This is a genomic window from Schaalia hyovaginalis (assembly GCF_014208035.1).
Classification (GTDB): Bacteria; Actinomycetota; Actinomycetes; order Actinomycetales; family Actinomycetaceae; genus Pauljensenia; species Pauljensenia hyovaginalis.
Map to the genome: position 1 here is coordinate 2,349,151 of NZ_JACHMK010000001.1, position 25,502 is coordinate 2,374,652.

22 protein-coding genes and 1 tRNA gene are annotated in these 25,502 nt (G+C 69.2%); 10 read left to right on the forward strand and 13 right to left on the reverse strand.

Annotated elements, in window-relative coordinates; all coding sequences use genetic code 11:
- Positions 1 to 30 precede the first annotated feature (30 nt).
- Genes HD592_RS12515 through HD592_RS10425 form a run of 3 tightly spaced genes read right to left on the reverse strand, consistent with a single transcriptional unit; the run spans position 31 to position 3,088 of the window.
- Positions 31 to 915, reverse strand: coding sequence for a DUF2520 domain-containing protein (locus tag HD592_RS12515; RefSeq protein ID WP_184453923.1), 885 nt, complete (start codon positions 913 to 915; stop codon positions 31 to 33).
- Positions 912 to 2,561 (reverse strand): PH domain-containing protein, encoded by a 1,650-nt coding sequence (locus HD592_RS10420; protein WP_184453926.1) that lies wholly within the window; start codon positions 2,559 to 2,561, stop codon positions 912 to 914. Before HD592_RS10420 ends, HD592_RS12515 begins: the two co-directional genes overlap by 4 nt.
- Positions 2,561 to 3,088 carry a PH domain-containing protein gene (locus tag HD592_RS10425; protein WP_184453928.1) on the reverse strand — a complete coding sequence of 176 codons (528 nt, stop codon included), beginning with the start codon at positions 3,086 to 3,088 and terminating at the stop codon, positions 2,561 to 2,563. The genes HD592_RS10420 and HD592_RS10425 overlap by 1 nt, the downstream gene beginning before the upstream one ends.
- Before the next feature lie 125 nt (positions 3,089 to 3,213).
- Here HD592_RS10425 and HD592_RS10430 point away from each other — a divergent pair, with 125 nt between their 5' ends.
- The 4 genes from HD592_RS10430 to HD592_RS10445 all read left to right on the forward strand — a co-directional run bounded on the left by HD592_RS10430 (position 3,214) and on the right by HD592_RS10445 (position 7,042).
- Positions 3,214 to 3,924, forward strand: a complete 711-nt coding sequence (locus HD592_RS10430; RefSeq protein ID WP_184453930.1) for a response regulator transcription factor — start codon at positions 3,214 to 3,216, stop codon at positions 3,922 to 3,924.
- 3 nt (positions 3,925 to 3,927) lie between these two features.
- Complete coding sequence (locus HD592_RS10435) at positions 3,928 to 5,508, forward strand: sensor histidine kinase (RefSeq protein ID WP_425503112.1); 1,581 nt, start codon at positions 3,928 to 3,930, stop codon at positions 5,506 to 5,508.
- Between the two features lie 78 nt (positions 5,509 to 5,586).
- A complete protein-coding gene (locus tag HD592_RS10440; RefSeq protein ID WP_184453932.1) occupies positions 5,587 to 6,552 on the forward strand; it encodes an HD domain-containing protein in 966 nt (321 codons plus the stop codon).
- 199 nt (positions 6,553 to 6,751) lie between these two features.
- Positions 6,752 to 7,042: a WXG100 family type VII secretion target gene (locus tag HD592_RS10445; RefSeq protein WP_184453934.1), complete on the forward strand. Its 291-nt coding sequence runs from the start codon at positions 6,752 to 6,754 to the stop codon at positions 7,040 to 7,042.
- Between the two features lie 107 nt (positions 7,043 to 7,149).
- Here HD592_RS10445 and groL read toward each other — a convergent pair whose 3' ends face one another.
- Both groL and HD592_RS10455 read right to left on the reverse strand, forming a co-directional pair.
- Positions 7,150 to 8,775, reverse strand: a complete 1,626-nt coding sequence (gene groL / locus HD592_RS10450; RefSeq protein WP_184453937.1) for a chaperonin GroEL — start codon at positions 8,773 to 8,775, stop codon at positions 7,150 to 7,152.
- 319 nt (positions 8,776 to 9,094) lie between these two features.
- Entirely contained in the window at positions 9,095 to 9,691 is a 597-nt protein-coding gene (locus HD592_RS10455; protein WP_343058799.1) for a LytR C-terminal domain-containing protein, read from the reverse strand.
- 224 nt (positions 9,692 to 9,915) lie between these two features.
- Here HD592_RS10455 and HD592_RS10460 point away from each other — a divergent pair, with 224 nt between their 5' ends.
- The 4 genes from HD592_RS10460 to HD592_RS10475 all read left to right on the forward strand — a co-directional run bounded on the left by HD592_RS10460 (position 9,916) and on the right by HD592_RS10475 (position 12,785).
- Entirely contained in the window at positions 9,916 to 10,617 is a 702-nt protein-coding gene (locus HD592_RS10460; protein ID WP_184453939.1) for a uracil-DNA glycosylase, read from the forward strand.
- Between the two features lie 193 nt (positions 10,618 to 10,810).
- The gene (locus HD592_RS10465) at positions 10,811 to 11,713 is read left to right on the forward strand and encodes an ABC transporter ATP-binding protein (protein ID WP_184453941.1); all 903 of its coding nucleotides are present in this window, start codon (positions 10,811 to 10,813) and stop codon (positions 11,711 to 11,713) included.
- Entirely contained in the window at positions 11,710 to 12,558 is an 849-nt protein-coding gene (locus HD592_RS10470; RefSeq protein WP_184453943.1) for an ABC transporter permease, read from the forward strand. Before HD592_RS10465 ends, HD592_RS10470 begins: the two co-directional genes overlap by 4 nt.
- A complete protein-coding gene (locus HD592_RS10475) occupies positions 12,558 to 12,785 on the forward strand; it encodes a helix-turn-helix transcriptional regulator (protein ID WP_154476086.1) in 228 nt (75 codons plus the stop codon). Before HD592_RS10470 ends, HD592_RS10475 begins: the two co-directional genes overlap by 1 nt.
- A gap of 37 nt (positions 12,786 to 12,822) precedes the next feature.
- On the opposite strand, the gene HD592_RS10480 is transcribed toward HD592_RS10475, so the two are convergent.
- From HD592_RS10480 to HD592_RS11970, 8 genes are all read right to left on the reverse strand, one after another.
- On the reverse strand, positions 12,823 to 15,153 hold the full coding sequence (locus tag HD592_RS10480) for an alpha-galactosidase (RefSeq protein ID WP_184453945.1): 2,331 nt from the start codon (positions 15,151 to 15,153) through the stop codon (positions 12,823 to 12,825).
- Positions 15,154 to 15,170: 17 nt separating this feature from the next.
- Complete coding sequence (locus tag HD592_RS10485) at positions 15,171 to 16,637, reverse strand: glycoside-pentoside-hexuronide (GPH):cation symporter (RefSeq protein WP_221437880.1); 1,467 nt, start codon at positions 16,635 to 16,637, stop codon at positions 15,171 to 15,173.
- A complete protein-coding gene (locus tag HD592_RS10490) occupies positions 16,628 to 19,054 on the reverse strand; it encodes a glycoside hydrolase family 2 protein (RefSeq protein ID WP_184453948.1) in 2,427 nt (808 codons plus the stop codon). The genes HD592_RS10485 and HD592_RS10490 overlap by 10 nt, the downstream gene beginning before the upstream one ends.
- Positions 19,051 to 19,641, reverse strand: coding sequence for a TetR/AcrR family transcriptional regulator (locus tag HD592_RS10495; protein ID WP_184453950.1), 591 nt, complete (start codon positions 19,639 to 19,641; stop codon positions 19,051 to 19,053). The genes HD592_RS10490 and HD592_RS10495 overlap by 4 nt, the downstream gene beginning before the upstream one ends.
- A 77-nt stretch (positions 19,642 to 19,718) precedes the next feature.
- Positions 19,719 to 19,904: a hypothetical protein gene (locus HD592_RS10500; protein ID WP_184453952.1), complete on the reverse strand. Its 186-nt coding sequence runs from the start codon at positions 19,902 to 19,904 to the stop codon at positions 19,719 to 19,721.
- Positions 19,905 to 19,939: 35 nt separating this feature from the next.
- Positions 19,940 to 20,012 (reverse strand) — tRNA-Thr (locus tag HD592_RS10505).
- Positions 20,013 to 20,072: 60 nt separating this feature from the next.
- Positions 20,073 to 20,930, reverse strand: a complete 858-nt coding sequence (locus HD592_RS10510; protein WP_184453954.1) for a DsbA family protein — start codon at positions 20,928 to 20,930, stop codon at positions 20,073 to 20,075.
- Positions 20,931 to 20,978: 48 nt separating this feature from the next.
- Positions 20,979 to 22,778 (reverse strand): serine/threonine-protein kinase, encoded by a 1,800-nt coding sequence (locus HD592_RS11970; protein ID WP_320658123.1) that lies wholly within the window; start codon positions 22,776 to 22,778, stop codon positions 20,979 to 20,981.
- Between the two features lie 203 nt (positions 22,779 to 22,981).
- Here HD592_RS11970 and HD592_RS10520 point away from each other — a divergent pair, with 203 nt between their 5' ends.
- Together HD592_RS10520 and HD592_RS10525 are read left to right on the forward strand one after the other, a co-directional pair.
- A complete protein-coding gene (locus HD592_RS10520) occupies positions 22,982 to 24,112 on the forward strand; it encodes an ABC transporter ATP-binding protein (protein ID WP_184453956.1) in 1,131 nt (376 codons plus the stop codon).
- A 124-nt stretch (positions 24,113 to 24,236) separates the two neighbouring features.
- The gene (locus tag HD592_RS10525; protein WP_154476074.1) at positions 24,237 to 25,493 is read left to right on the forward strand and encodes a DUF4032 domain-containing protein; all 1,257 of its coding nucleotides are present in this window, start codon (positions 24,237 to 24,239) and stop codon (positions 25,491 to 25,493) included.
- The last annotated feature ends 9 nt before the right edge of the window (positions 25,494 to 25,502 follow it).

Below are 25,502 nucleotides of genomic sequence, written 5' to 3' on the forward strand. Positions count from 1 at the left end.
GGAAAAGAGGGGGAGGGGCGGCGGAGGGGCTCAGTCCTCGCTTTCCAGCAGGGCCGTGCGCATCGCGTCGGCCTCGCGCTCGCCGATCCGCCCGCGCTCGACCAGCAGTTCGATCGCCTCGCGGGCGCGCGACACGTAAGCGGCATGCGCCCTGGCGCCCCGATCGCCGAGGGCGAGGGCGTGCTCGCGCACGCAGGCCGAATCCGCCGGGGCGAAAGGAGCGCCCAGAGCGCCTTCGCCCTCGTCGACGGCCCACGTCGCCGCATCGGGGAGGATGCGCGAGACGAGATCCGGCCCGCCCTGGACCCCCGAGGATTCAAGGGCGTCCAAGCATTCGACGACCGAGGAGACGACGCCCGCGACGCCGAGGGTGAGCGAGGCGTGGACGGCCGCTCGCGCCTCCTCGCCCACGACCACCGGTTCTCCGCCCATTTCGACGACGAGGGCCTGGGCGATCGGGAGGAAGGGCGCGGGCGCCGTGACGAGGAAGGGCGCGCCCGCGAAACGCTGGAGATCGATGCTCCACCCGGTCAAGCGCAGAACCGGATGGATCGCGAGGGGGATCACCCCCGCGGCCCGGGCCGGCTCGAGGATGCCGGTCCCGTAGGGGCCGGCAAGATGGACGAGGATCTGCCCCATCCGCCATGCGCCGAGATCGGCCAGACCCGACACGAGGCCCGCGATCTCGGCGTCGGGAACGGCGAGGACGACGAGTTCGGAGCGCCCGATCACCTCTTCGAGCGAGAGGACCGGGACGCCCGGCAAGAGGATGTCGGCGCGTTCGATCGTCTCGGCGCTCTTGGCCGCCACGCCGACGATCTGATGACCGGCCGCACGCAGAGCCGAGCCGATGATCGGACCGGCCGTCCCCATGCCGATGATGCCGACGCCGAGGCGCCCTTCCGGGTCCTTCACTCCCGGGCCCCCTCACGGGCGTCGAGAGCCGCCACGACCCTTGTCATCCACTTCTCCGGCGGCTCGCTCGCACGACGGATCCGCGCGCGTTCACGCAGTTCGCCGACCAGCTCAGCCGCCGCATCGCCGCCGGCGTGGCGCACGACCGCCGGAGTGGACCCTGGGACGATCTCGGCGTGGACGTCCACGAGGCCCCGCCTGCGCTCCCACGGGCCCTGAGTGATCGAGGCCGATTGCAGGCGCTCGACGGGAATCACCGAGGTCGAGTGCGTGAGCCAGCCGTCGCGGATCACCAGGCTCGTGCCGGTCAGGGCGAAGGCCCGGCGCCGACGGGCCAGCGGGTCGAAGATCGCGGCGCCGGCCGGGATCGGGGTGAAGCCCTGATCCGCGCCTTCACCGCGAAGAGCGGCCTCGATGAAGGCCCTCGGATCCTCGACGCCGAGATCGCGGATGACGAGCCAGAGCGCGAGCTCGGCGTCCTGCCGCGTCCCGACCGGCAAGAGGACCTCCGCGCTCGACGAGCGCGAACCCGACGAGTCCGAGGTCCCCGCATAGCCCGCCTGGGTGACCGTCACCCGGTACCAGCCCATGCGGCGCCACAGCCAGGGCTGCACGACGCGCACCGCGTGCACGCGCCGCGGCGGCACGGTCTGCGATCGGGTCTCGAGCAGGCCCGCGCGGGTGCGGATCCCGTCGGGCGACACCGCGGCCGTGAAGTTGAACTCCCCCGCGAAGCGCGACCACAGGAGGGAAACGCCGGCCAGGGCTCCGACCGCCGCGGGCGCGAGGGCCGTCAGCCCGGCCGGCCCCAGCATGTAGACCGCGACGCCGAGCCCGACCGCCCCGGCGAGTGCGAAGAGGACGCCGATGACCATCCCCATGTTGAGGACGAGGGAGCCGATGAGCCTCGGTATCGGAACCGTGTAGAGGACCCGTTCGGGGGCGACCGGAGCGGAGGCGGACGAGAGGGCCGACGGCGCGGGGGCGGAGGATTCATCGGAGGGGCCGAGCGCGCCCTCCGAGGACTCCGAGGACTCCGAGCCCAAGGAATCGGGGTTCGAGCGGGCCTCATGGCCCGTCGGGCCGGAATCGGCCGGCACGACCCCCGCCGCGCGCGCGAGGATCTCCGCGCGCAGCGCCTCGAGCTCGGCGGTCCTCAGGTATCCGAAGGAGAGGTTCGAGTCGGCCCCGCCTGCGACCTCGATGTTGAGGCGCCCCAACCCGAAGATGCGTCCGAGCAGGGGATGCGACACGTCGACCGCCTGGATCCGGTCGAGTCGCGCATGCTTGAGGGTGCGCATGAGGATCCCCGAGCGGTAGTAGACGCCGGATCCGACGACTGCGAATCGGGCCGCCCTCCACGCGAGCCAGGAGTAGACGACGGCCGCCACGAGGAAGAGGACGAGGGCCCCGAAGGCCAGGAGGACGACGACGATGATCCCGAGATCGCGGGCGAAGTCGGAGTCCACGACGTCCACGACGATGTCGATGTTCTGGTAGAAGATGATCGCCGCGAGCACCGCGAGCGCCTTCCAGGCGTTGATCACCGGCGAGATCGGGTGCAGGCGCCGCCACTGGTCGTCGGGCACGCCGCCCTCGGCGGCGCGCACCCTCGGCGCCGCCGTCCGGTCCTGGTTCCGAGCCATCACAGGCCCGCCAGCTCTGCCGTGCCGCGCTCCGAGAGCATGTCGCGCAGGCGGGCCGCCTCGAGGCTCGGCACGCCGTTGAGGGTGCCGCTGGTCTCGGCCGACGCCGTGTGGAGCTTGATCTCGGCGATTCCGAAGGCCCGGGCGATCGGCCCCTCGGAGACCTCGACGTACTGGATCCGCCCGAAGGGGATGAGCGTGAGGCTGCGGAACATGATGCCCTTGCGGATGAGGAACTCGTCCTCGGCGAGGGCGTACCCCATCGCCTTCACCTGGCGCGGGATGAGCCACAGGGTCCACAGGGCGAGCACGGCGAGGACGCCGACCGCGATCCAGAACCACTCGGACGCCTTGAGGGCGAGGGCGAGCGCGCCGATGAGGAAGGGCGCGAAGGCGATGATCGCCGAGATGACCCGGACGCGGATGAGGCTCGTCGAGACCGGGAGGAATTCCACATCCGAGGGCGCCATGGGATCCGAAGGAGCGGCGGGCGGCGTCTGCTCGGAGACGAATCGTGCATCAGTCATCGAAGAGCCTTCCTGGGTCGATGTCCGGGACTCCTCATTGTTCCACAGTCCGATTCCTCCGATCCGCCCTCATATTCCCACTCGGCATCCAGGAAACATCCAGATTCATCCTCGAGAATTGACCCATGCCACGCCATGACACCGAAGGGGAAGCCCGTCTTCTCGTCGTCGACGATGAACCGAACATCCGCGACCTCCTCGCCTCCTCGCTCCGCTTCGCGGGCTTCGACGTCCTCACCGCCGAGGACGGTCAAACCGCCTACCGCAAAGCGACCGACGAGTCCCCCGACCTCATCGTCCTCGACGTCATGCTCCCCGACATGGACGGCTTCACCGTCACCCGCCGCCTCCGCGAGGCCGGCATCCAGATCCCCGTCCTCTTCCTCACCGCCCGCGACGACATGCGCGACAAGATCCAGGGCCTCACCGTCGGAGGGGACGACTACGTGACCAAGCCCTTCGGCCTCGAAGAGGTCGTCGCCAGGATCCGCGCAATCCTGCGCCGCACCATCGGAACGGACGAGGACGACGGCAAGCTCCGCGTCGCCGACCTCGTCATCGACGAGGACGCGCACGAAGTCACCCGCGCCGGCATCGGCATCGACCTCAGCCCCACCGAATTCAAACTCCTGCGCTACCTCGTCATCAACGAGGGCCGCGTCGTCTCCAAGATGCAGATCCTCGACCACGTCTGGGAATACGACTGGGACGGCGAGGTCGCGATCGTCGAGTCCTACATCTCCTACCTGCGGCGCAAGCTCGCCGTCGAAGGGGCCTGCGGAGAACTCATCCACACCAAACGCGGAGTCGGCTACATCCTCCGCGCAGAGGACTGATCCGTGTCACCGGGCCCGCTCGGATACTTCAAGAGCTTCTGGGCGAGACGCCCCCTGTCCGGGCAGCTCGTCGCACTCATCACGGTCCTCCTCGCCCTCGGCCTGGTCATGTCCGGCACGGTCATGCTCGGCCTCCTCCAGCGCCACCTCGTCTCCCAGGTCGACGAGCAGCTCAGGTCCGCGACCTCCTCCGTCCTGTCCAGCGGCGAGGGCGTCTTCCGCGACGGCGAATCGGCCCTGCCCACCCTCTACTACATCCGGGGCTCCTTCACCGGGCGCCCCGACACCGTCTACTATTACCGGGGCACCCTCGAGCAGTCCGGGACGCCGCGGATCCCCCGGCTCCTCACCATCGGGCAAGAACCCGACACCGAGGACGGCATGACCCACCCCATCACCGTCTCCTCGAGCAAGCACGGCTCCAACTGGCGGGCCGCCGCCTTCCCCGTCTACTCCAACGAGGACGGCGCGATCCTCGGAGTCGTCACCATCGCCCTGCCCCTCACCGACGTCCAGCGCACCCTGCGCACCACCGCCGTCTACTTCACCATCGCCGGCATGGTCATCGTCATCCTCGGCGCCTACCTCGGCTCGACCCTCGTGAGGCGCTCGCTCCTCCCCCTGCGCTCCATCGAATCGACGGCGGGCAAGATCGCGGCGGGGGACCTCACCCAACGCGTCGCCCCCCAACCGCCCACCACTGAAGTCGGCTCCCTCGCCCTCTCCCTCAACGCGATGCTCACCCAGGTCGAGCAGTCCTTCCAGGCCCGTCAAACCTCGGAGCGCAAGATCCGCCGATTCGTCTCCGACGCCTCCCACGAACTCCGCACCCCGCTCGCCGCGATCTCCGGCTACTGCGAGCTCTACTCCATGGGCGGAGTCCCCGAGGACCGCGTGCCCGAAGTCATGGGGCGCATCCAATCCGAGTCCACCCGGATGGCCGCCCTCGTCGAAGACCTCCTCACGCTCGCGCGCCTCGATGAGGGCCGCCCCCTCGACTTCACCGAACTCGACCTGGTCAAACTCGCCGACAACGCGGCCTTCGACCTCCAGGCCCTCGACCCCACGCGCTCGGTCGGCCTGCGCGGGCTCGGACCCGGCGCCCACAAACCGCCCATGACGCTCATCGTCACCGCGGACCGCGACCGGATCCAGCAGGTCTACACCAACATCATCGGCAACATCGTGAGATACACGCCCGAGGGCTCCCCCGTCGAGATCGCACTCGGGAGGACGGCCTCTTCGGCGGTCGTCGAGTTCCGGGACCACGGCCCCGGCATCGCCGAGGACGACCGCTCCAAGGTCTTCGAGCGCTTCTACCGATCCGACAGCTCCCGCGCCCGGTCCCACGGCGGCTCCGGCCTCGGGCTCGCGATCGTCTCCTCCATCCTCTCGGCCCACAAGGGCGAGGCGAAGCTCACCAAGACCAAGGGCGGCGGGCTCACCGTGCGCATCGAGCTGCCCCTCGACGCGCACCGCGGCCCCGAGCCCGCCTCCACGACGAGCGCCTCGCCCGGGGCGAGCCGCGCCGCATCGCCCTCGTCCCCCGAGGACCATGGCGAGAAGGCGCCACCGAACGAGTGACACGCACCACCGGAAGTGCTACTTCCCCCGCAAGTGGCTACGATTCACGCCGTATTCCCTATCCAGGAGTGAGTCGTTATGGGTGCTGACGCGCCTCAGTGGCTGTACACCTCCTTCGCCGATGCGATGGAGGAAATCGGGGCGACCGCGTCCCGGGCCGAGCTCGACCTCGAAGCCCGTGATCTCATCGCGCGCTGGTCCGCCTCGGACCGGCGCCTCCACACCGTCCGCCACCTCATCAACATACTCGCCCACCTCGATGAACTCGCCGCCACGGCGCACGATCCGGACGTCCTGCGGGTCGCGGCCTGGTACCACGGCGCCATCCTCAACCGCTGGCTCTCCGTGCGCCCCCGCAACGCGGACCCCGTCGCGGGCGAATCCGAATGCATCGACGTCGCCCGCTCCAACCTCGGACGGCTCGGCGTCTCCACTGACGTCATCGATCGGGTCGTGGAGCTCCTGCTCTTCCTCGCACGCCACCGCGCGCCCCGCGCCGATGTCGACGCTCAGGTCCTCGTCGATGCCGACCTCGCCAGCCTCGCCGTGCCCCCTCAGGAGTACAAGAAGCTCCGCGAGAACCTCCGCGCCGAACTCGCCGAGCTCAGCGACGTCGAGTACTTCCGGGCGCGCAGCGCCGTCGTCAAGCGTCTGCTCGCCTTCGATCCCATCTATCAATCGCCGCTCGGCGAGTCCTGGGAGTCCGCGGCGCGTTCGAACCTCGAGGCCGAACTGGCGAAGATCGAATCGGCGCTGTGCGCATGCGGGGCCCCCGTCGGCGATGACGCCGACGCCCCCGCCGACGCGGGCGAAACGGCGGAGGAGGTCACCTCCACCGGCACGATCATCATCAAACGGCGCCAGCTCAAGAAGAACCTCTGCCAGGACGCCCGCCCCGACGAGTTCTCGTCGACCGGCGTCCTGCCCGTGATCGCCCCGCCGGAACCCGAGCAGGCGCCCGACGCCGACGGCCTCGAAGACTCGGCGTCCTCCCTCGAGAACGCCATCGAGGCGCTCGACCTCCCCTCGACGCCCGCGCAGTAGGGCCGGAGCGGGGCCTTTCGGTCCGCGCGGCGCGATCACGCGCGGCGCGCGCCGCAGGTGCTCCCCGCGGGATCTCCACAGGGCCGCCCGCATCCGGGTCGTCCACAGCCGCCGCCCCCTTCCGGCGCGCCCCCGGGGTCTTCCGCCTACTCTGCCGGGCGGGCCGGATCCCCCGGTCCCTGCGAGGAAGGACATCCCCATGGCGATCTACGCCGTCGACTCCAACGAAGTCTCAGCCGCGGCCGCGCGCGTCAACGCGATCAGCGCTGACATCCGCTCCCAGGTCCAGGCGCTCATGAGCGACCTCATCGCGCTCGAGGGCTCATGGACCGGAGCCGCATCATCGAATTTCAGGGCCTGCGTCGATCAGTGGGGCGCGACCCAGATCCGCGTGGAGGCCGCGCTCGACGCGATCGGCTCCCAGATGAACGCCGCAGCCGCCGTGTACGCCGAGGCCGAGGCCCGATCGGCGGCCCTCTTCGCCGGTTGAAGCCGACTCGCGGCCTCGAAGGCGCAAGAAGGGAGGGGGCCGGTCCTCGAAAGGACCGGCCCCCAAGGCCTTGTGCGAGACCCTCGGGTCTGACGCGAAGGGCTGGATCAGTACATTCCGCCCATGCCGCCGTCCTCGCCGCCGGCGGGAGCCGGCGGTTCGGGCTTGTCGGCGACGACCGCCTCGGTGGTGAGGAACATGCCCGCGATGGAGGCCGCGTTCTGCAGGGCGGAACGGGTGACCTTCACCGGATCGGAGATGCCGGCGGCCATGAGGTCGCCGTACTCGCCGGTCGCGGCGTTGAGGCCGTGACCGGATTCCATGTCGGCGACGCGGGCGGCGACGACGCCGCCCTCGAGGCCGGCGTTCTCGGCGATCTGCTTGAGCGGGGCCGAGACCGCGATGCGGACGATGTTCACGCCGGTCGCCTCGTCGCCGGAGAGCGAGTCGAGCGAGCCGAGGGCGCGATCGGCGGCCTGGATGAGCGCAACGCCGCCACCGGCGACGAGGCCCTCCTCGGAGGCGGCGCGCGCATTGCGGACGGCGTCCTCGATGCGGTGCTTGCGCTCCTTGAGCTCGACCTCGGTGGCCGCGCCGGACTTGATGACGGCGACGCCGCCCGCGAGCTTCGCGAGGCGCTCCTGGAGCTTCTCGCGGTCGTAATCGGAGTCGGTGTTCTCGATCTCCTGGCGGATCTGGCGGACGCGCGCCTCGATCATCTCGGCCTCGCCGGCGCCCTCGACGATGGTGGTCTCATCCTTGGAGACGACGACCTTGCGGGCGCGGCCCAGGAGGCTGAGGTCGGCGTTCTCGAGGGTGAGGCCGACGGTCTCGGAGATGACCTGGCCGCCGGTGAGGATGGCCATGTCCTGCAGCATCGCCTTGCGACGATCGCCGAAGCCCGGGGCCTTGACGGCGACGGACTTGAAGGCGCCGCGGATCTTGTTGACGACGAGGGTCGCGAGGGCTTCGCCCTCGATATCCTCGGCGACGATGAGGAGCGGCTTGCCGGTCTGCATGACGAGCTCGAGCACCGGGACGAAGTCCTTGACGTTCGAGATCTTCGAGTCCATGAGGAGGACGTAGGCGTCCTCGAGGACCGCTTCCTGACGCTCGGCGTCGGTCACGAAGTAGGCGGAGAGGAAGCCCTTGTCGAAGCGCATGCCCTCGGTGGTCTCGAGGGTGGTGTCAAAGGAGTTGGTCTCCTCGACGGTGACGACGCCCTCGGCGCCGACCTTCTCGAAGGCCTCGGCGATGAGCTTGCCGATCTCCGGGTCGTTCGCGGAGATCGAGGCGGTCGCGGCGATCTGCTCGGTCGTCTCGACCGGCTTGGCGTCGGCGTGCAGCTGCGCGACGATCGCGGCGACGGCCTGGTCGATGCCGCGCTTGAGGGCGATCGGGTTCGAGCCGGCGGCGACGTTGCGCAGACCCTCGTGGACGAGGGCCTGGGCGAGGACGGTGGCGGTGGTGGTGCCGTCGCCCGCGACGTCGTCGGTCTTCTTCGCGACCTCCTTGACGAGCTCGGCGCCGATGCGCTCGAAGGGATCCTCGAGATCGATCTCCTTGGCGACGGACACGCCGTCCTTGGTGATCGTCGGGGCGCCCCACTTCTTGTCGAGGACGACGTTGCGGCCCTTGGGGCCGAGGGTGACCTTCACGGTGTCGGCGAGGAGATCGAGGCCGCGCTCCATGCCGCGGCGGGCGTCCTCGTCGAAGTGGATGATCTTGGTCATTGCTGTCTTTTCCTTCCGCGATGCGGATCGGGGACGGTGCCCGCGACGGACGAAGCTCGGGAACGCGACCCTGTGCCGCGCACCGGACCTTCTCACCGACCCGATGGTCTTGTCACTCTGCCTGAGCGAGTGCCAACGCCAAGTCTGGCACTCGACCCCTTCGAGTGCAAGACGAAGGCGCGGCCTCCGCGCCGAGCGGAGCGGAGGCGCATTCAGCGGCCTGCTCCGAAGCGGCCGATCGGTGCGAACCGATCGGCCGCTTTTCACCAGCTCCGTTCGTCCAGGGCGCAACACCTCATGTGACGCCGCATCCGAAGGACTACCGAAGGATGACGACGACGTCAGGATCGCCGATGCCGGTCGTCACCTGGACGTTGGCGATACCAAGGGCTTCGCCGATCGCCTGGGCGCTCGCTTCGAGCGCAGGATCCTCGTAGTACACGGTCGAAGCCTGGGTGACCCAGCCGTCAGCATTCGCCGCAGTTGCACCCGGGAACCCGGCGGCGGCAAGTTCGGACACCTTCTCGGCCGCGAGGCCCTGTGTGCCCGTACCGTTGAGGACGGAGATCTTCACGTTGTAGTCAATGAGGGGCTCGGTCTTTTCCGGGGCCGTCGGTTTGGAGGACTGCGTCTCCTCCGGAACCCTCGCCTCGGACTGACCGGAGCTCGCCGATTGAGCCGATTGAGCCGACTGCGCCGATCGGGCGGCCGGAGCCGACTGCGGAGTCGACACGACGGTTCCGCTCTGCCTGTTCATCAGGAGGATCGAGGCGCCCCACGCGAGAAGCGGGACGATGACGAGAATGACGAGGAAAGGCCAGACGTTCTTCCACCGCGAGGCCTGGGGCCGGTGCATACCGACCGGCATGTCCTCGCCTGCGATGTCGAACTCATCCCTCGGATACTTAGAACTCACCCTGTCAGACTAGCGGCCGATCGCGCCGCGCGGCTCGCACGCGCATGGCGCGCCACGAACCCGGGCGAGCCGCGCACGCCCCGCCTTGGCGCACGGAAGGCCCTGAAGAGCTCGACCGGGACGCGCGACGAGGGCGACCGCCCGCCTTGCGCGCACGGAAGGCCCTGCGGGATTCCGCCATCCGGACCGCGCACTGAAACCCCCGTTTCCATTACCCTGTCGACGTGAGCCGCATCGAGCCGAAGCCCCTGTCCGAACTCGTCGATCCGGGATGGGCGCGCGCCCTCGCCCCCGTCGAGCCGCGCATCCACGAGCTCGGTTCGATGCTCCGCGAGGAGATCGCCGCGGGCCGCTCCTACCTTCCCGCCGGCACGGACGTCCTGCGCGCCTTCACCTACCCCTTCGACGGGGTGAAGATCCTGATCGTCGGCCAGGACCCCTATCCGACGCCCGGGCACGCGATGGGTCTGAGCTTCTCGGTCGCGCCGGGCGTGGCGATCCCGCGCTCCCTTCAGAACATCTTCACCGAGCTCGAGTCCGATCTCGGCGTCCCCCGCCCGACATCCGGCGACCTTTCGGCCTGGTCGCGCGAGGGCGTCTGCCTGCTCAACAGGGTCCTCACGGTCCGCCCGGGACAGCCCGGCTCCCACCGCCGACGCGGATGGGAGGAGGTCACCGAGTGCGCGATCGACGCGCTCGTCGCACGCGTCGACGAGTCCGGCGCGCGCAAGCCCCTCGTCGCGATCCTGTGGGGCAAGGATGCGCAGACTCTCGAAGCGCGGCTGACGGGGGTGCCCGTCGTGAAGTCCCCCCACCCCTCGCCGATGTCCGCGCGCTACGGCTTCTTCGGGTCCCGCCCCTTCTCGCGGGCGAACGCTCTGCTGGAGGAGCAGGGGGCGGCGCCCGTGAATTGGACGCTCCCGTAGCGGATTCGGCTCCGAGCGCTTGCTTCACGCCTCTTTCGTGACGCGATTCGCCCCGAAACCCGTGTGAAGCAAGCAGCGGGATCCCTCCAGGCATTGCCATGAGTGCAGTCGCGACTGCAATTGCTTGACGATATGTAGTAGACCTACTACATTTCATCTCGACACCCCTCTCACGAGAGCACCTGGAGGAGAGATGGACCCCCTCGTCGACGTCGACGGCATCCACTTCGCCTGGGGCACGACGCCCGTCCTTCACGGCGTCGACCTCACCCTCGGCGCCGGGGAGCTCTGCTGCCTCCTCGGACCCAACGGCACCGGGAAGACCACGCTCGTCGAGAACATCCTCGGCACGGTCTCCCCGCAGGCGGGGGCCGTCCGCGTCATGGGCGAGAACCCCCGATCGGCGACCGGCGCCTTCTGGTCGAAGATCGGCCTCGTCCAGCAGAACTCCTCCGACCACCCGAAGTGGCGCGTGAAGGACCTCCTCGAATGGACGCGCCTCCTCCACGAATCAGTCGGCGCCCCGACGCGCCCGACCGACGAGCTCCTCCAGGCGGTGGGCCTGGCCGACAAGGCGCATTCGCCCCTGTCGCGCCTCTCGGGCGGACAACGGCGCCGCGTCGACTTCGCGCTCGCGCTCCTCGCCCGGCCCGGCCTCCTCATCCTCGACGAACCGACGACCGGACTCGATCCCGTCTCGAAGGCGCAGGTCCACGACATCGTCGGCACGGCCCTCGACGAAGGGGCCGCGGTCCTCTACACGACCCACGACCTCGCCGAAGCCCAGAAGATCGCCACGCGGATCGCGATCATGAACCACGGCCGCATCGTCGCCGAAGGCAGCGCCGACTCCATCCTCGACGCCTACTCGCGCAACGCGCAGGTCACCTGGGATGAAAACGGCACCACCTACGTCCACTCGACCGATCAGCCCGAAGCCTTCCTCCGCACGATCCTCTCCGGACCCATCGAGCACCTGACGGTGACCCGCCCGACCCTGGAGGAGGCCTACCTCGCCCTCATGGACGAAGACGGGCCCGCCGACGAGGCCGGGCGCAGCGCAGCGAACCAGCCCATGAAGGAGGGCGCGAAATGACGATCCGAACCCGACCCGCCACCCTCATGCAGTCCGCGCTCTTCCAGGCGAAGACGGACCTGCGCCCCTACTACGCCTCCGCCTCCGGCATCGGCCTCCTCTTCCCGGTCGTCGTCTTCATCGCCCTCGGAGTGTGGTTCCGCTCGAAGGACCTCACCCTCGGCCCCTGGGCATCCGCCTTCCTCCCCGGGATGGTCGGCGCGACCACTGCGATGCTGCCCGTCCAGCTCGTATCCGAGTACTACTCCGAAAGGGTGAACGGCACTCTCATCCGTGCCCGCCTGCTGCCGAACGGGCCGCTCGCATGGACGATCGGCAAGACCCTGTCGAGCCTCACGCTCACCGCCCTCACCCAGGGCCTCCTCCTCGCCGCGACCCTGATCCTCTTCCCCGAGCTCGAGATCCCCATCGGCTCGATCCTCCTCATGATCCCGATCCTCCTCCTCTGCTCTGCGGCGGCGGCCCCGATCGGCTTCGTCCTCGGAGCCTTCGCGAAGGGCGTCTACTCGCTCATGGGCGCGACCGTCGCCCTCATCGGCATGTGGACGGTCTCGGGCTCCTTCATCCCGCTCAACGACATGCCGACCTGGCTCCAGGCGATCCAGGCGCCCCTCCCCTTCTACTGGTTCGGGCACCTGTCCCGCTGGGCGCTCGTCGGCGGCGACGGATCGGGCATCGAGATCGGCGGCGGGTACCACCCCTTCCTCGCGATCGCGATCCTCCTGGCATGGACCGTCCTCGGCTTCGCCCTCGCCGCGCGGATCGTCCGCTCCTCCTTCCGGAAGGAATCCCTGACTACCCTGGAACAACTCCGATTCGCACTGAGGAGGCAGTCAGGGATCTGATGGCACACGACGACCTCGTCCACAACCGCATCGCCGTCCTGCGCGCCGACCGGAAGGTCTCCCGGCGCGAGCTCGCCGATGCGCTCGGCGTCCACTACCAGACGATCGGGTACCTGGAACGCGGCGAGTACTCGCCCTCGCTCTCGCTCGCCCTGCGGATCGCCCGCTACTTCCGCGTGCCGGTCGAGTCCCTCTTCTCGCTCGAGGAGTTCCCGCCGCTCCAGTGAGGCGGCCGCAGTTCCGGCCCTCCTGCGCCGTGCAGCCTCATCGGGCGAGCTTCGTCACGAGGTGCAGGCGCGCGGAGCAGTCCGGCATCACCCGCATCCCCTCGACGAAGCCCGTGCCCGCGAAACGCTGTGGAAGACGAAGGCCCGCGTTCATGAGCACGGAGCCCGAGGCCTCCGCCTCGAAGGCCTCCGTCGTCATCGGCCGATGCCGCGCCACCGCGCGCACCAGAGCGCCCTCATGATCGACGCGAACGGGCAGGACCGTGTTGATGAGCGATCCGAAGACCCGGGGATCGAGCATCTCCCGCCTGGTCGACACGCGATAGCGGGCCCGGGGGTCCAGGCCCCGCAGGCGCAGCGGCGGCGCATCGACGTTCGCAACGGCGCGCCCGACCATTTCCAGCACGACGGCCTCGGTCGAATCGGGCGCCACCGCCATCCACGCGCACTCATCGGACTCGAAGGGCGAACGGAGCCTGTACCAGCGCCCGAACTGGAAGAGCCCGCGATGCTCCTTGTAGAAGCGCAGCTGCGCGCGCACGGCCCGCAGCTCGGCGGGTGAAAGGCCGTCGAGGTCGAGCTCGTAACCGAGCAGCCCGAAGGCCGCGACGTCGAAGCGCGCCTCGATCGAGGAGCTTCGCAGGGTCTGGTGGTTCGGCGAGGCCCCGACGTGCGAGCCCCACAGGGACTGCGGGTATCCGTAGGAGGCGCCGGTCTGGATGCGCGCCCGCTCCCACGCGTCCGTGTCGTCGGAGAGCCAGACCTGCGGCATGTAGCTCGCCATGCCCAGGTCGACGCGGTTGCCGCCCGAAGCGCAAGACTCGAAGAGGACGCCCGGGTGGGCGGCGGTGATCTCGCGGAGCACCCGGTACAGGCCGCGCGTCCAGGCCACGTCGAGGCGCCCCGGCTCGGCCAGGGCCGGGCTGAAGCGGTCGGAATGGTGACGGTTCATGTCCCACTTGACGTAGCGGATCGGCGCGGAGTCCAGCAGGGCGGTGATCTGCCCGATGAGGTGGTCCTGGACTTCTTCGCGGCACAGGTCGAGGACGAACTGGTGCCGGCTCGGCGAGGGCACCGTCGCGGGGTCGGCGAGGATCCAGTCGGGATGGGCCTCGAAAAGGGCGGAGTCGCGGTTCACCATTTCCGGCTCGACCCACAGCCCGAAGTCGAGGCCGCGCTTCTTCAATCGGCTCGAAAGACCCGTCAAACCGGAGGGGAGGCGCTTGCGATTCACCGAGAAGTCGCCCAGGCCCCGCTCGTCGGAGGTCCGCCTCCCGAACCAGCCGTCGTCGAGGACGAAGAGCTCCGCGCCGACCGACGAGGCCGAACGGGCGAGGGCGTCGAGGCGCTTCTCGGACAGGTCGAAGTACATCGCCTCCCAGGTGTTGACGAGGACGGGGCGCTCGGCCCCCGCCCAGCGCCCGGGCACGATGTGCTCACGGACGAGGGCGTGCATCGAATGGCTGAGGGTCTCGAAGCCGGTGGCGGAGTAGGCGAGGACCGCCTCGGGGGAGTCGAAGGACTCGCCCGGCTCGAGGGTCCAGGTGAAGCCCTCAGCTTGGATGCCCGAGAGGAGGCGGGTCGTGGAATAGGGCCCGGCCTCGAGGATCGTCTCGTGGGAGCCCGACCAGAGGAGATTCGTCCCGTAGACCTCGCCGCTCGTCTCGTCGGCGCCGCGCGAGCACACCATCGCGAAGGGGTTCGCGTAGTGGGAGGAGACGCCGGAGCGCGAGGCGACGAGGGCGGCCCCGGCTTCGACGGGCCGCCGCGTGGGCGCGAACTCCCGCGCCCACGCGCCCGTGAAGGATACGAGCTCCCATTCGCGCCCCGGAAGGTCGAGCTGGTAGGAGAAGAGGCGCTCCAGCCGCAGGGGCCCCTCGCCCCGATTCGTCACCCGCGTGCGCACGACGATGACGTCGCAGTCCTCGAGGGGCGTGTAGAAGCGCTCGACGAGCGCCCCCGACGGGGCCGCTGCGGCACGGACGACGAGGGTGTCGGAGCCGCCGCGGACCTGCGGCAGGCCCGCGGCGGGTACGGGCGCGCCGAGCAGTTCGATCCCCTCGCAGCGCAGGTCCAGGACCGCTGAGCCGCGCGCGTCCCGCATCGCGAGCGCGCCGGGGCGGTAGTCCCCCTTGTCGAGCGGCGAGATCTCCAGCCCCAGGTGCAGGAGGGAGAGGGCGGGGTCGTTGAGGGGATCGTGGATGACATCGGTGCCCATCGCGACCGATACCGGGGCCCTCATCGCCTCCAGATCCGGCTCCAGGCGCCGCCCGTAGTGGAGGTGCTCGACGAGGGGGCCGCGCTCGGCGAGGTAGTACCCCGTGCGCGCCGTCTCGATGCACCAGACGCCGCAGGCCTTGCGGATCATCGCCTCTGCACTCCCCTTCAGTCCGTCGCCGCCCTGGCGCCCTCGATGCTCGGGGACGATGCGGCGTGCTGTTGGCCTCCACGGCCGAGGGCCTTTGAAATGCGCGCGAGTTCGGCCTCGTCGAGGCGGTACCTGGCGCGCAGGAAGACGAGGGCGAACACGATCCCCGCGACCGGGACGAGCATCATGAGGACGCGCAGCCCCATGAGCGTCGAGGCGCTCTGCACAGCTGCGTCCGGGTTCAGGCCGATGACGTCGATGCCGACGCCCGCGAGCAGGACCGACAGGGCCGAGGCGAGCTTGACGACGAAGGTCTGCATCGAGAAGATCACGGCTTCGTCGCGCCGACCCGTGCGGAGCTGCCCGTAATCCACCGTGTCGGCGAGGAAGACGGTCGTGAGCACGGTCGCCAGGCCGAAGCCGATGTAGATGACGAAGGCGCACAGGGCGAGCGCGGGCACCTGCCGCACGCCGAGGAGTGAGAAGGCGAAAAGGAGGATGTAGCCGAAGACCGTCGTCGAGATCGCCCCGGTGAGGATCGTCCTCGCGCTCCACCTCCTGCGCAGCAGCGGCAAGGAGGCCATCGCGAGGATCTGGCCGGCGCCGCCGACCGCCCCGAAGAGGCCGAAGAGGTCGGAGTCGCCCATGTCGTACTTGAAGAAGTACACCGCGAGCTGCGAGGTGAGGTACAGGGAGGCGTTGAAGACGACGATTCCGACGACCACGACCATCGCCTGATCGTTGGCGAGGAGGGCGCGGAACATCTCCGAGATCCTCTGGGACGAGGGCGGGGCCGTCTGCTCGGCGGCCCCCTCGGAGGGCCCGGTCGGGGGGAGGGCCGCCCGGGGCGCGTCCTCCTTCACCAGGGCGACCATGATGAGCTCGGCGATGATGAAGACCGCTGCGACGACGCCCGCGAGGAGGGCGAATCCGTCCCGCTCGCCCGAGCCGACCCTGACGACGACGAGCATCGTCGCGACCGTGGGCACCGCGTAGCCGACTGCGGCGCAGGTGCGCCCGATGACGGCCATCGCCTCGCGATCCTTTCCGGGCCTCGTGATCGCCGGGATCATCGACCAGAAGGGGATGTCCATCAGGGTGTAGGTGATGCCCCACAGGAAGTAGACGGCGCTCATCCACACGAGGAGCGCGGAGCCCTCCACCCCTTCGGGGACGGCGAACATCGCGTAGAGGACGAGGGCGTTCGTGAGGGTGCCCGTGAAGATCCAGGGGCGGAAGCGGCCCCAGCGGGTCCGGGTCTTCTCGACGATCACGCCCATGATCGGATCGTTGAAGGCGTCGAAGACGCGCGCGGCCATCATCATGATGCCGATGAAGGCGCCCGAGGCGCCGAGGACGTCGTTGTAGAAGTAGAGGATGAAGCCCGAAACGAGGGCGTACACCATGTCCTTGCCGATTGCGCCGACGCCGTAGCCGAATCGTCTCGAGCTCGACCCGTTCGCGCTCGCCCCGTTCATCGCCATCCTGCCGTCTCCTGCTTCTCCACGTTGAAATCGACGACGAGCGGCTCCGCGTCCTGGCACGACACCGTGAGGCGGGCCGAACCGGCTTTGCCGATCGAGCGCACGTAGGCCCCGCAGGCGCCGCCGATAAGCGGGAGCGCGTCGGGGCCGACGAGCTCGGCATCGCCCTCGACGCTGAAGCGAAGCGCCCGTTGAGCGTAGGTCCTGCGCGCGCCGAATTCGTCGACGGCTTCGATGCGGACCGTGGCCATGTCCCAGGTATCCCCGTCGACCAGGACATGCGTGTCGACCGAGGCGCGCAGGATGAGGCGGTTGCCCGGCGCGCGCTCGCACGAGGCGATCACTTCGCCGTCTGAGACGGCCTCGAATCGCCAGACGACGGATTCCCCGCCCCAGGGGGCCATCCACCGGTTGTACAGCCGCGTGGCCTCTTCCAGGGTGAAGCGCTTGGAGGCCACGAGCCGGGCGGCCGTCAGCATCGTCCTCGGGGGAAGGCCCGTCGGGCCGTGGACGGCGGCATCCCGCAGGACGCGTTTGACCCTTTCGGCGGTGCGATGGTCGAAGCCCTCGTGGCGCTCCATGAGGTCGCCGATCGTGTCGGTGATGACGACCGGGGGATGGGGCAGGTGCGGGAAGCGCCTGCGGTCCGGCGAGAATTCACCGACCAGCTCGTCATTGCGGTACAGGCGCACGGCCTGCGCGTTCGTGAAGACGACGATGTCGCCCAGGGCCCCGCCCGGATGCTCGCCGATGTCCATCGTCGAGCTCGGCTCGAGCACGGGCCCTTCGGCCGGATCCTTCTGCGAGGCGTACAGGGCCGCGGCGAGCTTCGGGTTGCGGAACTGGTCCATGACTCCGTGGTGGCAGACGCGGTCCCCGGAGCCGAAGTCCTTGTGGGTCTGGTAGTCGGCCAGGCACCAGCCGATCGCCCCGGCGATCCCCTCGGCCCCGGCGGCGTCGTCCTGAACGCGCGCGTGCCGCAGCGCCTGCGACAGGCGGTGCTCCTCGTCGTCGTAGGCCTTCGTGGGGAACATGTGCCCGTTGTGCTCGGAGACGAAGTAGCCTTTGCCCGGATCGGGGGTGACCTTCTTCTTCGGGTCGACCCCGCGGTTCGATCCGGAGTGGATGAAGTCGTTGTAGGCGTAGACGTCTTCGCGCAGGTGCGACTTGGGGAAGTTCCTGACTCCCGTCGTGGGGCGGGTCGGATCGAGTTCCCTCGCCGCGGCGTTCGTCCGCGCGTAGAAGGCGTCGTCGTCCTGGGACTCGTTGATGCGCACGCCCCAGGCGATGATCGAGGGGTGGTTGCGCCATTGACGGACCATGTCGATCGTGTTGCGGACGGCCCGCGTCTTCCATTCCGATCCGCCGATGTGCTGCCAGCCGGGGATCTCGGTGATGACGAGCAGGCCGATCTCGTCGCAGCGCTCGATGAAGTGGTGCGACTGGGGGTAGTGGCTGGTCCGCACGACCGTGCAGCCCAATTCGCCTTTGAGGATGTCGGCGTCGAGCCGCTGGGCCCTGGCCGGGACCGCGTATCCAAGATGCGGGTAGGACTGGTGCCGGTTCAAGCCGCGCAGGGCGAAGGGGCGTCCGTTGAGGAAGAGGCCTTCGGCGCGCCATTCGATCGTCCGGAAGCCGATCCGCAGTTCCTCGGCGTCGATTTCCCTCCCCTCGTCGTCGACGAGGGCGATCGACAGGCGGTACAAGTCGGGGCGGTCCGGGCTCCAGGGCGTGATGCCCTCGGTTTGGAAGGAGGCGGTGAAGCGATGCTCGGACAGGGGATGCGACTCGTCGAGGAGGCGCTCGCCCCGGGCGCTGTCGAGGGCGATGCGGAGCGACAGGCCGTCAAGCTCGCCCTCGATCTGCGCGTCGAGTCCGAGGGATCCGAGATGATCCGGGCGCGCGAACACGTCCGCGATGCGCGCTCTGCCCGTCACCTCCAGGTGCGCTTCGCGGTAGAGCCCGCCGTAGGCGAGGTAGTCGACGACTCCGCCGAAGGGCGGCTGGTCGAGGCTCTCGCGCGAGTCGAGGCGAACGGCGATCGTGTTCGTCGCCCCCGCGCGCAGGAAGGGCGTCAGGTCGAACTCTCCGGCCGTCCATCCGCACTCGTGCACGCCGACGGATTCGCCGTTGCAGAAGACCTCCGAGCGGTGGGCGGCTCCGTCGAGGATGAGTCGGATCATCTTGCCCTCCCATTCGCGGGGGGCTTCGAGCCGGCGGACGTAGCCGGACAGGAGTTGGAAGTCCGCATCGTCGAAGCAGTCGAGCGGCATCTCCTTGACCGTGTGCGGCAGGCGCACCTTCAAGAGGCGCATGAGCGGGTCGTCTTCGGGGGCCGGGGAGGCCGGCGCTCCCAGGAGGGCGTCATCCCAGTCGGGAGTGAAGCCCCATCCTTCATTCAGGGCGTAGCGGGTCATTCCTTCTCCTCGTCGTCGCCTCGGGCCGCGACCCCAAAGATGACGATGTCCACCATCTCTTCGAGGTAGCGATGCCAGTGCTCGCGCTTGAGGGGGTGGGTCAGGAGGTATTCGAATGCGCCTTCGATGAGCGCCCGGGCCATGTCCACATCGAATCGTCTGAATTCGCCGGTCGCGATGCCGTGCTCCATCAGTCCGATCGTCGGTTCCCATTCGGTCTCCAGGCGTTGGAGCACCCTGTCGTAGACGCGCGGGTACTTCGTGGTCATCGGCGCGACTTCGCTCCAGGACAGGAGCGGGTACTGGGCGGGTTGAACCGCGATGATCCGCCGCATCTTCTCGAGGGTCGAAAGCCCGTCGTCTTCCAGGATCGCCCGTTCGGCGACCTTGACCTGGTCGAACCAGCGGTCGACCGCGCCGAGGAGGAGGTCCTCCTTGTCGGAGAAGTAGACGTACAGGGTCTTCTTGGAGATCTTCAGTGCGGACGCGAGCTCGCTCATGGTGAACTTCGGGCCGATTTCGGTCATGAGGAGGATCGCGCCGTCGAGGCAGCGGGTGCGCAGTTCTTCGGATTTCACTCTCGGCATGGACGCCCCTGAGGAAACGCTGGAGACCTTCTTCGGTTTCCGATTGATGCAGAGATTACGCCGTCCGGGGCGGGCGTTCAAGGCGCATCCGGAGAATCGGACGAGGCCGCCTGGACGGGCGCGCTCCACGGATGCTCGATCGTCCGCGCCATCGCCTCGGCCGCCCGCCGCGATCCGTCCTCGATCCCGACGCGCGCGAAGGCCGCGATTCCCAATGGCTGGCGCGGTGCAGATACCGGCACTGACACGAGGCGGCCCCGCACCCTGTTTCCTCGGGTGCGGGGCCGTTTTCCAGCGGAGCCGCCTATCGGGCTCGAACCGATGACCTGCTGTTTACAAGACAGCTGCTCTACCAACTGAGCTAAGGCGGCGACGGCACACAGTGTGCCATGACGACGCGGGCCCCGACGAATCGTCGGGGCCCGGCGCCATCACTCGGACTGAGCGGATTCCGAGCTCGGAGCCCCATCAACGGGGAGGCTCATGCCCGTCCTCAGGGAAGCCAGGATCGCCGCCGCTTCCTTCCCCGACAGTTCGATCTTCACGGAGTCGTTGTTCACGAACTCCGGGGTTCCCAGCTTGGAGCGCCCCTGGACGGGGGCGTCCCGCCATGCCTGGCTCGAAGCGGCGAGATAGTCGGTGACGACGTTGACCGGGAAGCCGTCGGAGACGGATTCGGGCACGCCCACCTGCGAGGCGATCACCTTCACCTGCTTCCAGGAATTGTCGATGTCCTGGATGACCTCGCCCTTACCCGCCCTGAACTGCGTGGAGAAGTAGGCGAGCAGGGCATGGTGGAAGGCCGCCCAATGCTCGGGGTCCTTCTGGGCGACGATGAGCGACGCCGAGGTCGCAGGACTCATGTAGCCCAGGCCGACGGTCTGCACGGGCTGGTACTTCACGTTGTACTCGCCCTTATCCGCACCCGCGGAGACCTGCGCGCCGATCAGCACGTCGATATCGGCGCAAGCATGGCAGGAGTAGTCGAAGTACTCGGTGAGAGTCGGCAGGGACTCATCGATCTTGCCGACCCCGAGGTGCGAGTACAGGATCGGCTCGCCCGAGGCGTAGTCGCCCAGGACGGCGACCGGATCGGCCGTCAGCGCCTCGGACTTCTTCGCGATCTGCCGGGAGATGACGATCGCCACCGTCGCCACCACCGCGAGGACGACCACGACCACGATCGAGATGATGATCGCCCTCGTCCGCCGGTCCGCCTTCTCCTGGGCTTCACGCAGCTGCTGCGCCTTCAACCGCACGGGATCGTCGAGAGTTCTCTTGGAGGCCATCGGCCCTCCTTCCTTTGCATTGCAATCGTCAGAGTAGCCGGAGAAGCTTCAGGCCGCCGCCCCGGCGATGCCCCCTGTGAGAAGAATCCACGTCGCGAATACGACACCCGCGCACGCGAGGACGACGAGGGCCCGCATCCACCAGCCCCGCAGCACCGCCCTCGTGAATCGGCCCGCGCCGTCGCGCAGATCGACGGCGGAGGGCATGCACCAGGCGAGCAGCAAGCCGCCCCAGCTCACCAGCCAGGCCCCTGCCGCGCCGAACGGGTCCGCGACGATCCCGGTGCCGATGGTGGCCTTCGGGGATGTCACGAGGGAGGGGATCATCTGCCACATCGGATCGCCGGTCGAGGCGTAGGAGTTGAGGACCCACGCCCCGTAGGGGACGAGGACGCCGAGGGCGAGGGAGAGCGCGAGACCGGCGGCGGCCCTGAGCAGCATGAGGGGCGAAGCGGCGATCATCGCCGCGGTGTCCGAGGCCCGCTTCACGCCCGCCCTGCAGCGCCGGCGCTCTCGGCGCCTCAGGCAGGCGCCCGCGAAGGCGACGAGGAGCAGGAGCCCGAGGACGAGGAGGGTCCCCGAAGCCCCCATGAGGATCGGGAGCATCCCCAGGGGCATGAGGAGCGCCGGGCCGAGGACCCAGGGGACCCGGGGGAAGTCGGGAACGTACCCGGCGTCGAGGGCGTACGGGAATGCCGCGGAGTCCTCGTACACGGCGGCGGAAAGGGGCCCGCCGTAGGGCGCTCCCCCGACGGGGGGAGCGCCCGGATGAGGATTCGGCTGGAAGGGGGCGCCCTCCGGCGCGCTCGGGTACTGCGCTTGCGGCCAGGGCGCGCCCGCCGCCGCATAGCTGTCGGAAGGGACCACCGGGGGCGGGACGAGCGGAGCGCTTCGGGTTCCGAGCGGAACCGTGACATCCGAGGTCGGCATCGCCCTCGTGCGCGCGAGGGGGGGCTCCGGTGAAGGCGGCGGCGCGATCACCTGCGTGCGCGCACGATCCGCTTCATCGGCGAAGAGGGCCGCCCAGTCGAGCTCGTCCGAGTCGAGCGCGCCCTGGGGCAGGCCGAAGGCCGCCACGAGCTCCTCGACGATCTCGTCGACTCCGGGCCTGGCGCTCGCGTCGGGCGACAGCGCCAGGCGCAGAACGGGCGCGACCCGCGGGTCGACCCCGGCGAGATCCGCCTCCCCGGTGAGCACCCGCATGATGACGCCCTGGACGTCCCCCGTCCCGTAGGGCGGGCGCCCCGTCGAAGCGGCCAGGAGGGTCGCCGCCCACGCCCACCAATCGGAGGCGTCATTGGCCTCCTGGGCGCGCAGGAGCTCGGGAGCCGTGTAGCCCGCGGTGCCCGACACCAGGCCGGTGCGCGTGAAGTGCTCGTCCCCATCGGTCATCGCGATGCCGAAGTCGATGAGGACGGGGCCGTCGAGCGAGCAGATGATGTTCGAGGGCTTGATGTCGCGGTGGACGATCCGCGCCTCGTGAACCGCTTCGACCGTCCGGGCCAGATCCATCGCCAGGGCGGCCACCGTCTGCGGCGACAGCGGGCCCTGGGCGAGCAGGGACGCCAGCGTCGGCCCTTCGACGAACTCGGTCGCGATGAAGGGCTGGCTCGCCTCCGTTTCGATGTCGACCACGTGCGCGACGCAGTCCGAGCGCACCGAGTTCACCGTCGCGGCTTCGCGTTCGAGCCTGCGGCGCGCCGCCTCGTCGGCCGCGAGGGCGGGATGGACGAGTTTGAGGGCGACCTTCGAGCCGCCGCCGTCCTCGGCGAGCCACACGGTGCCCGCACCGCCCGATCCGAGTCGGCGCACCAGGGCGTAGCCGCCGATCTCATCCCCCGCATTCACGCCCCAAGCCTACAAGCGGGAGGCGCCTTCCCCTCGGGGAGGGCTCGGGGCCGCGTGTCGGGACTCACATGCGCCCTCGCCCCGCGGGTGATAAGTTGAGCACGGTCGCACGACGATGGGCGGCCGTCGGCGACGCCGCCGACTGACAATGGACCCACTCGGATCGTCCGGCACGTACCTGCCGGTGGGAAGGAATAGAGAACATGGCAACCGTCACCTTCGACAAGGCCACCCGCATCTACCCGGGCAATGACAAGCCCTCGGTCGACCAGCTCGACCTCAAGATCGAGGACGGCGAGTTCCTCGTCCTCGTCGGCCCCTCCGGCTGCGGCAAGTCGACCTCGCTCCGCATGCTCGCCGGCCTCGAGGACGTCAACGCCGGCCGCATCTTCATCGGCGACAAGGACGTCACGGACGTCCCCCCGAAGAACCGCGACATCGCGATGGTCTTCCAGAACTACGCCCTCTACCCGCACATGACGGTCCGCGAGAACATGGGCTTCGCCCTCAAGATCGCCGGCACTCCCAAGGAGGAGATCAACCGCCGCGTTGACGAGGCCGCCAAGATCCTCGACCTGGAGCCCTACCTCGACCGCAAGCCGAAGGCCCTCTCGGGCGGCCAGCGCCAGCGCGTCGCCATGGGCCGCGCGATCGTCCGCAAGCCGCAGGTCTTCCTCATGGACGAGCCGCTGTCGAACCTCGACGCCAAGCTCCGCGTCCAGACCCGCACCCAGATCGCCTCGCTCCAGCGCGAGCTCGGCGTCACCACCGTGTACGTCACCCACGACCAGACCGAGGCCCTCACGATGGGCGACCGCATCGCGGTCCTCAACAACGGCCTCCTCCAGCAGGTCGGCACCCCGCAGGAGATGTACGAGCGCCCCGCCAACGACTTCGTCGCCGGCTTCATCGGCTCCCCGGCCATGAACCTCGGCAAGTTCGACGTCGAGGGCGGCGTCGCGATCCTCGGCCCGGCCCGCGTGCCGCTCTCGCAGGCGACCCTCGACGCCCTCACCCCCGAGGACGGCGGGAAGATCACGATCGGCTTCCGCCCCGAGGGCCTCGAGCTCGTCTCCTCCGAGGTCGAGAACACGATCCCGATCGAGGTTGACTTCGTCGAGGAGCTCGGCTCGGACGCCTACATCTACGGCCACCTCGCCGGAGCGGGCGCCGCGCACGGCCTCGGCTCGAGCGAGGAGGGCTCGGTCAAGCAGCTCATCGTCCGCGTCGCCCCGCGCACGGCGCCCGGCCGCGGCGGCGTGGTCCACGCCCGTATCCTGCCCGGTCAGCAGCACAACTTCTCCGCTTCGACGGGCATGCGCCTTCCGGAGTGATGCGCGGCTGAGCGCGGTTCCACCCTTGCGGCCCCGTCCTCGATTCACGAGGGCGGGGCCGGCCCGTATCCGGGCCCGCGATGCCCGATGACCGCACAGGGCCCGCAGATGAGACAATGGCGTCATGCCTGAAGCTCTGGAGATCATGGCCGCAACGGTCGATCCGGCCCTCCTCGACCTCCCCTGGGAGGTCGCCCTCGAAGAGTGGCCCGATTCCCTGCTCGCCGCGCTACCCCGAGGGATCTCACGGCACATCGTCCGCTTCGTCGAGCTCTCCGACCGCGTCATCGCCGTCAAGGAGATCGGGCCGAGCGTCGCCCATCACGAGTACGAGATGCTCCGCGACCTGTCGAGGCTCGATGCGCCCTCGGTCCTGCCCACGGCCGTCATCACCGGACGGCGCACGCCCTCGGGCGAGGAGCTCAACGCCGTCCTCGTCACCGAGCACCTCCAGTTCTCGCTCCCCTACCGCGCGCTCTTCAGCCGCCACATGACCCCGGACACTGCGACGCGGCTCATCGACGCGCTGGCGGTGCTCCTCGTGCGCCTCCATCTCCTCGGCTTCTACTGGGGCGACGTCTCCTTGTCGAACACCCTCTTCCGCAGGGACGCCGGCGCTTTCTCCGCCTACCTCGTCGACGCCGAGACCGGTGAGCTCCACCCGGCGCTCACCCGGGGCCAGCGCGAATACGATGTCGACCTCGCCCGCACGAACATCATCGGCGAGCTCATGGACCTCCAGGCCGGCACTTTCTTCCCCGAGGACGCCGACCCCATCGAGATCGGCGATCGCATTCGCACCCGCTATGAGGACCTGTGGACCGAGCTCACGGGCACCGAGACCATCGAGGCCGATCAGAAGTGGAAGGTCTCGCGGCGCATCGAGCGCCTCAACGATCTCGGTTTCGACGTCGCCGAGCTCAAGATGTCCTCGGTCGCCGGAACTGCGCAGCTGCGCATCCAGCCGAAGGTCGTCGACGCGGGGCACCATCACCGCAAGCTCATGCGTTTGACCGGCATGGACGTGGGGGAGAATCAGGCCCGGCGCCTGCTCAACGACATCGAAACCTACCGGGCCACGAGCGCCAACCCCGCCATGCCGCTCGAACTCGCGGCGCACGAATGGCTCGCCACGGTCTTCGAGCCCGTCATCGCCGCGATCCCGCCCGAACTCGGTCGCAAGCTCGAGCCCGCCCAAGTGTTCCACGAATTCCTCGAGCACCGCTGGTACCTGGCTCAGCAGGCCGGGCATGATCTTCCCTTGGACGAGGTCATCGCCTCCTACGTCGAGAAGGTTCTGCCGACGAAGCGCGACGAGGCGATCTTCATCGCCCAGGAGGGCGATGCCCCCACTCCCGCGAGCCATCCGGACCTGTGGTGACTCCCCGTC

Excerpts from the sequence above, each read along its gene's own strand:
- HD592_RS10510 (WP_184453954.1), bottom strand. The coding sequence starts at position 20,930 with ATGGCCTCCAAGAGAACTCTCGACGATCCCGTGCGGTTGAAGGCGCAG.
- HD592_RS10465 (WP_184453941.1), top strand. The coding sequence starts at position 10,811 with ATGGACCCCCTCGTCGACGTCGACGGCATCCACTTCGCCTGGGGCACG.
- HD592_RS10445 (WP_184453934.1), top strand. The coding sequence starts at position 6,752 with ATGGCGATCTACGCCGTCGACTCCAACGAAGTCTCAGCCGCGGCCGCG.
- HD592_RS10430 (WP_184453930.1), top strand. The coding sequence starts at position 3,214 with ATGCCACGCCATGACACCGAAGGGGAAGCCCGTCTTCTCGTCGTCGAC.
- HD592_RS10490 (WP_184453948.1), bottom strand. The coding sequence starts at position 19,054 with ATGACCCGCTACGCCCTGAATGAAGGATGGGGCTTCACTCCCGACTGG.
- HD592_RS10470 (WP_184453943.1), top strand. The coding sequence starts at position 11,710 with ATGACGATCCGAACCCGACCCGCCACCCTCATGCAGTCCGCGCTCTTC.
- groL (WP_184453937.1), bottom strand. The coding sequence starts at position 8,775 with ATGACCAAGATCATCCACTTCGACGAGGACGCCCGCCGCGGCATGGAG.
- HD592_RS10420 (WP_184453926.1), bottom strand. The coding sequence starts at position 2,561 with ATGGCTCGGAACCAGGACCGGACGGCGGCGCCGAGGGTGCGCGCCGCC.
- HD592_RS10475 (WP_154476086.1), top strand. The coding sequence starts at position 12,558 with ATGGCACACGACGACCTCGTCCACAACCGCATCGCCGTCCTGCGCGCC.
- HD592_RS10495 (WP_184453950.1), bottom strand. The coding sequence starts at position 19,641 with ATGCCGAGAGTGAAATCCGAAGAACTGCGCACCCGCTGCCTCGACGGC.
- HD592_RS10440 (WP_184453932.1), top strand. The coding sequence starts at position 5,587 with ATGGGTGCTGACGCGCCTCAGTGGCTGTACACCTCCTTCGCCGATGCG.
- HD592_RS10480 (WP_184453945.1), bottom strand. The coding sequence starts at position 15,153 with ATGATCCGCAAGGCCTGCGGCGTCTGGTGCATCGAGACGGCGCGCACG.
- HD592_RS10425 (WP_184453928.1), bottom strand. The coding sequence starts at position 3,088 with ATGACTGATGCACGATTCGTCTCCGAGCAGACGCCGCCCGCCGCTCCT.
- HD592_RS10485 (WP_221437880.1), bottom strand. The coding sequence starts at position 16,637 with ATGGCGATGAACGGGGCGAGCGCGAACGGGTCGAGCTCGAGACGATTC.
- HD592_RS10520 (WP_184453956.1), top strand. The coding sequence starts at position 22,982 with ATGGCAACCGTCACCTTCGACAAGGCCACCCGCATCTACCCGGGCAAT.
- HD592_RS10525 (WP_154476074.1), top strand. The coding sequence starts at position 24,237 with ATGCCTGAAGCTCTGGAGATCATGGCCGCAACGGTCGATCCGGCCCTC.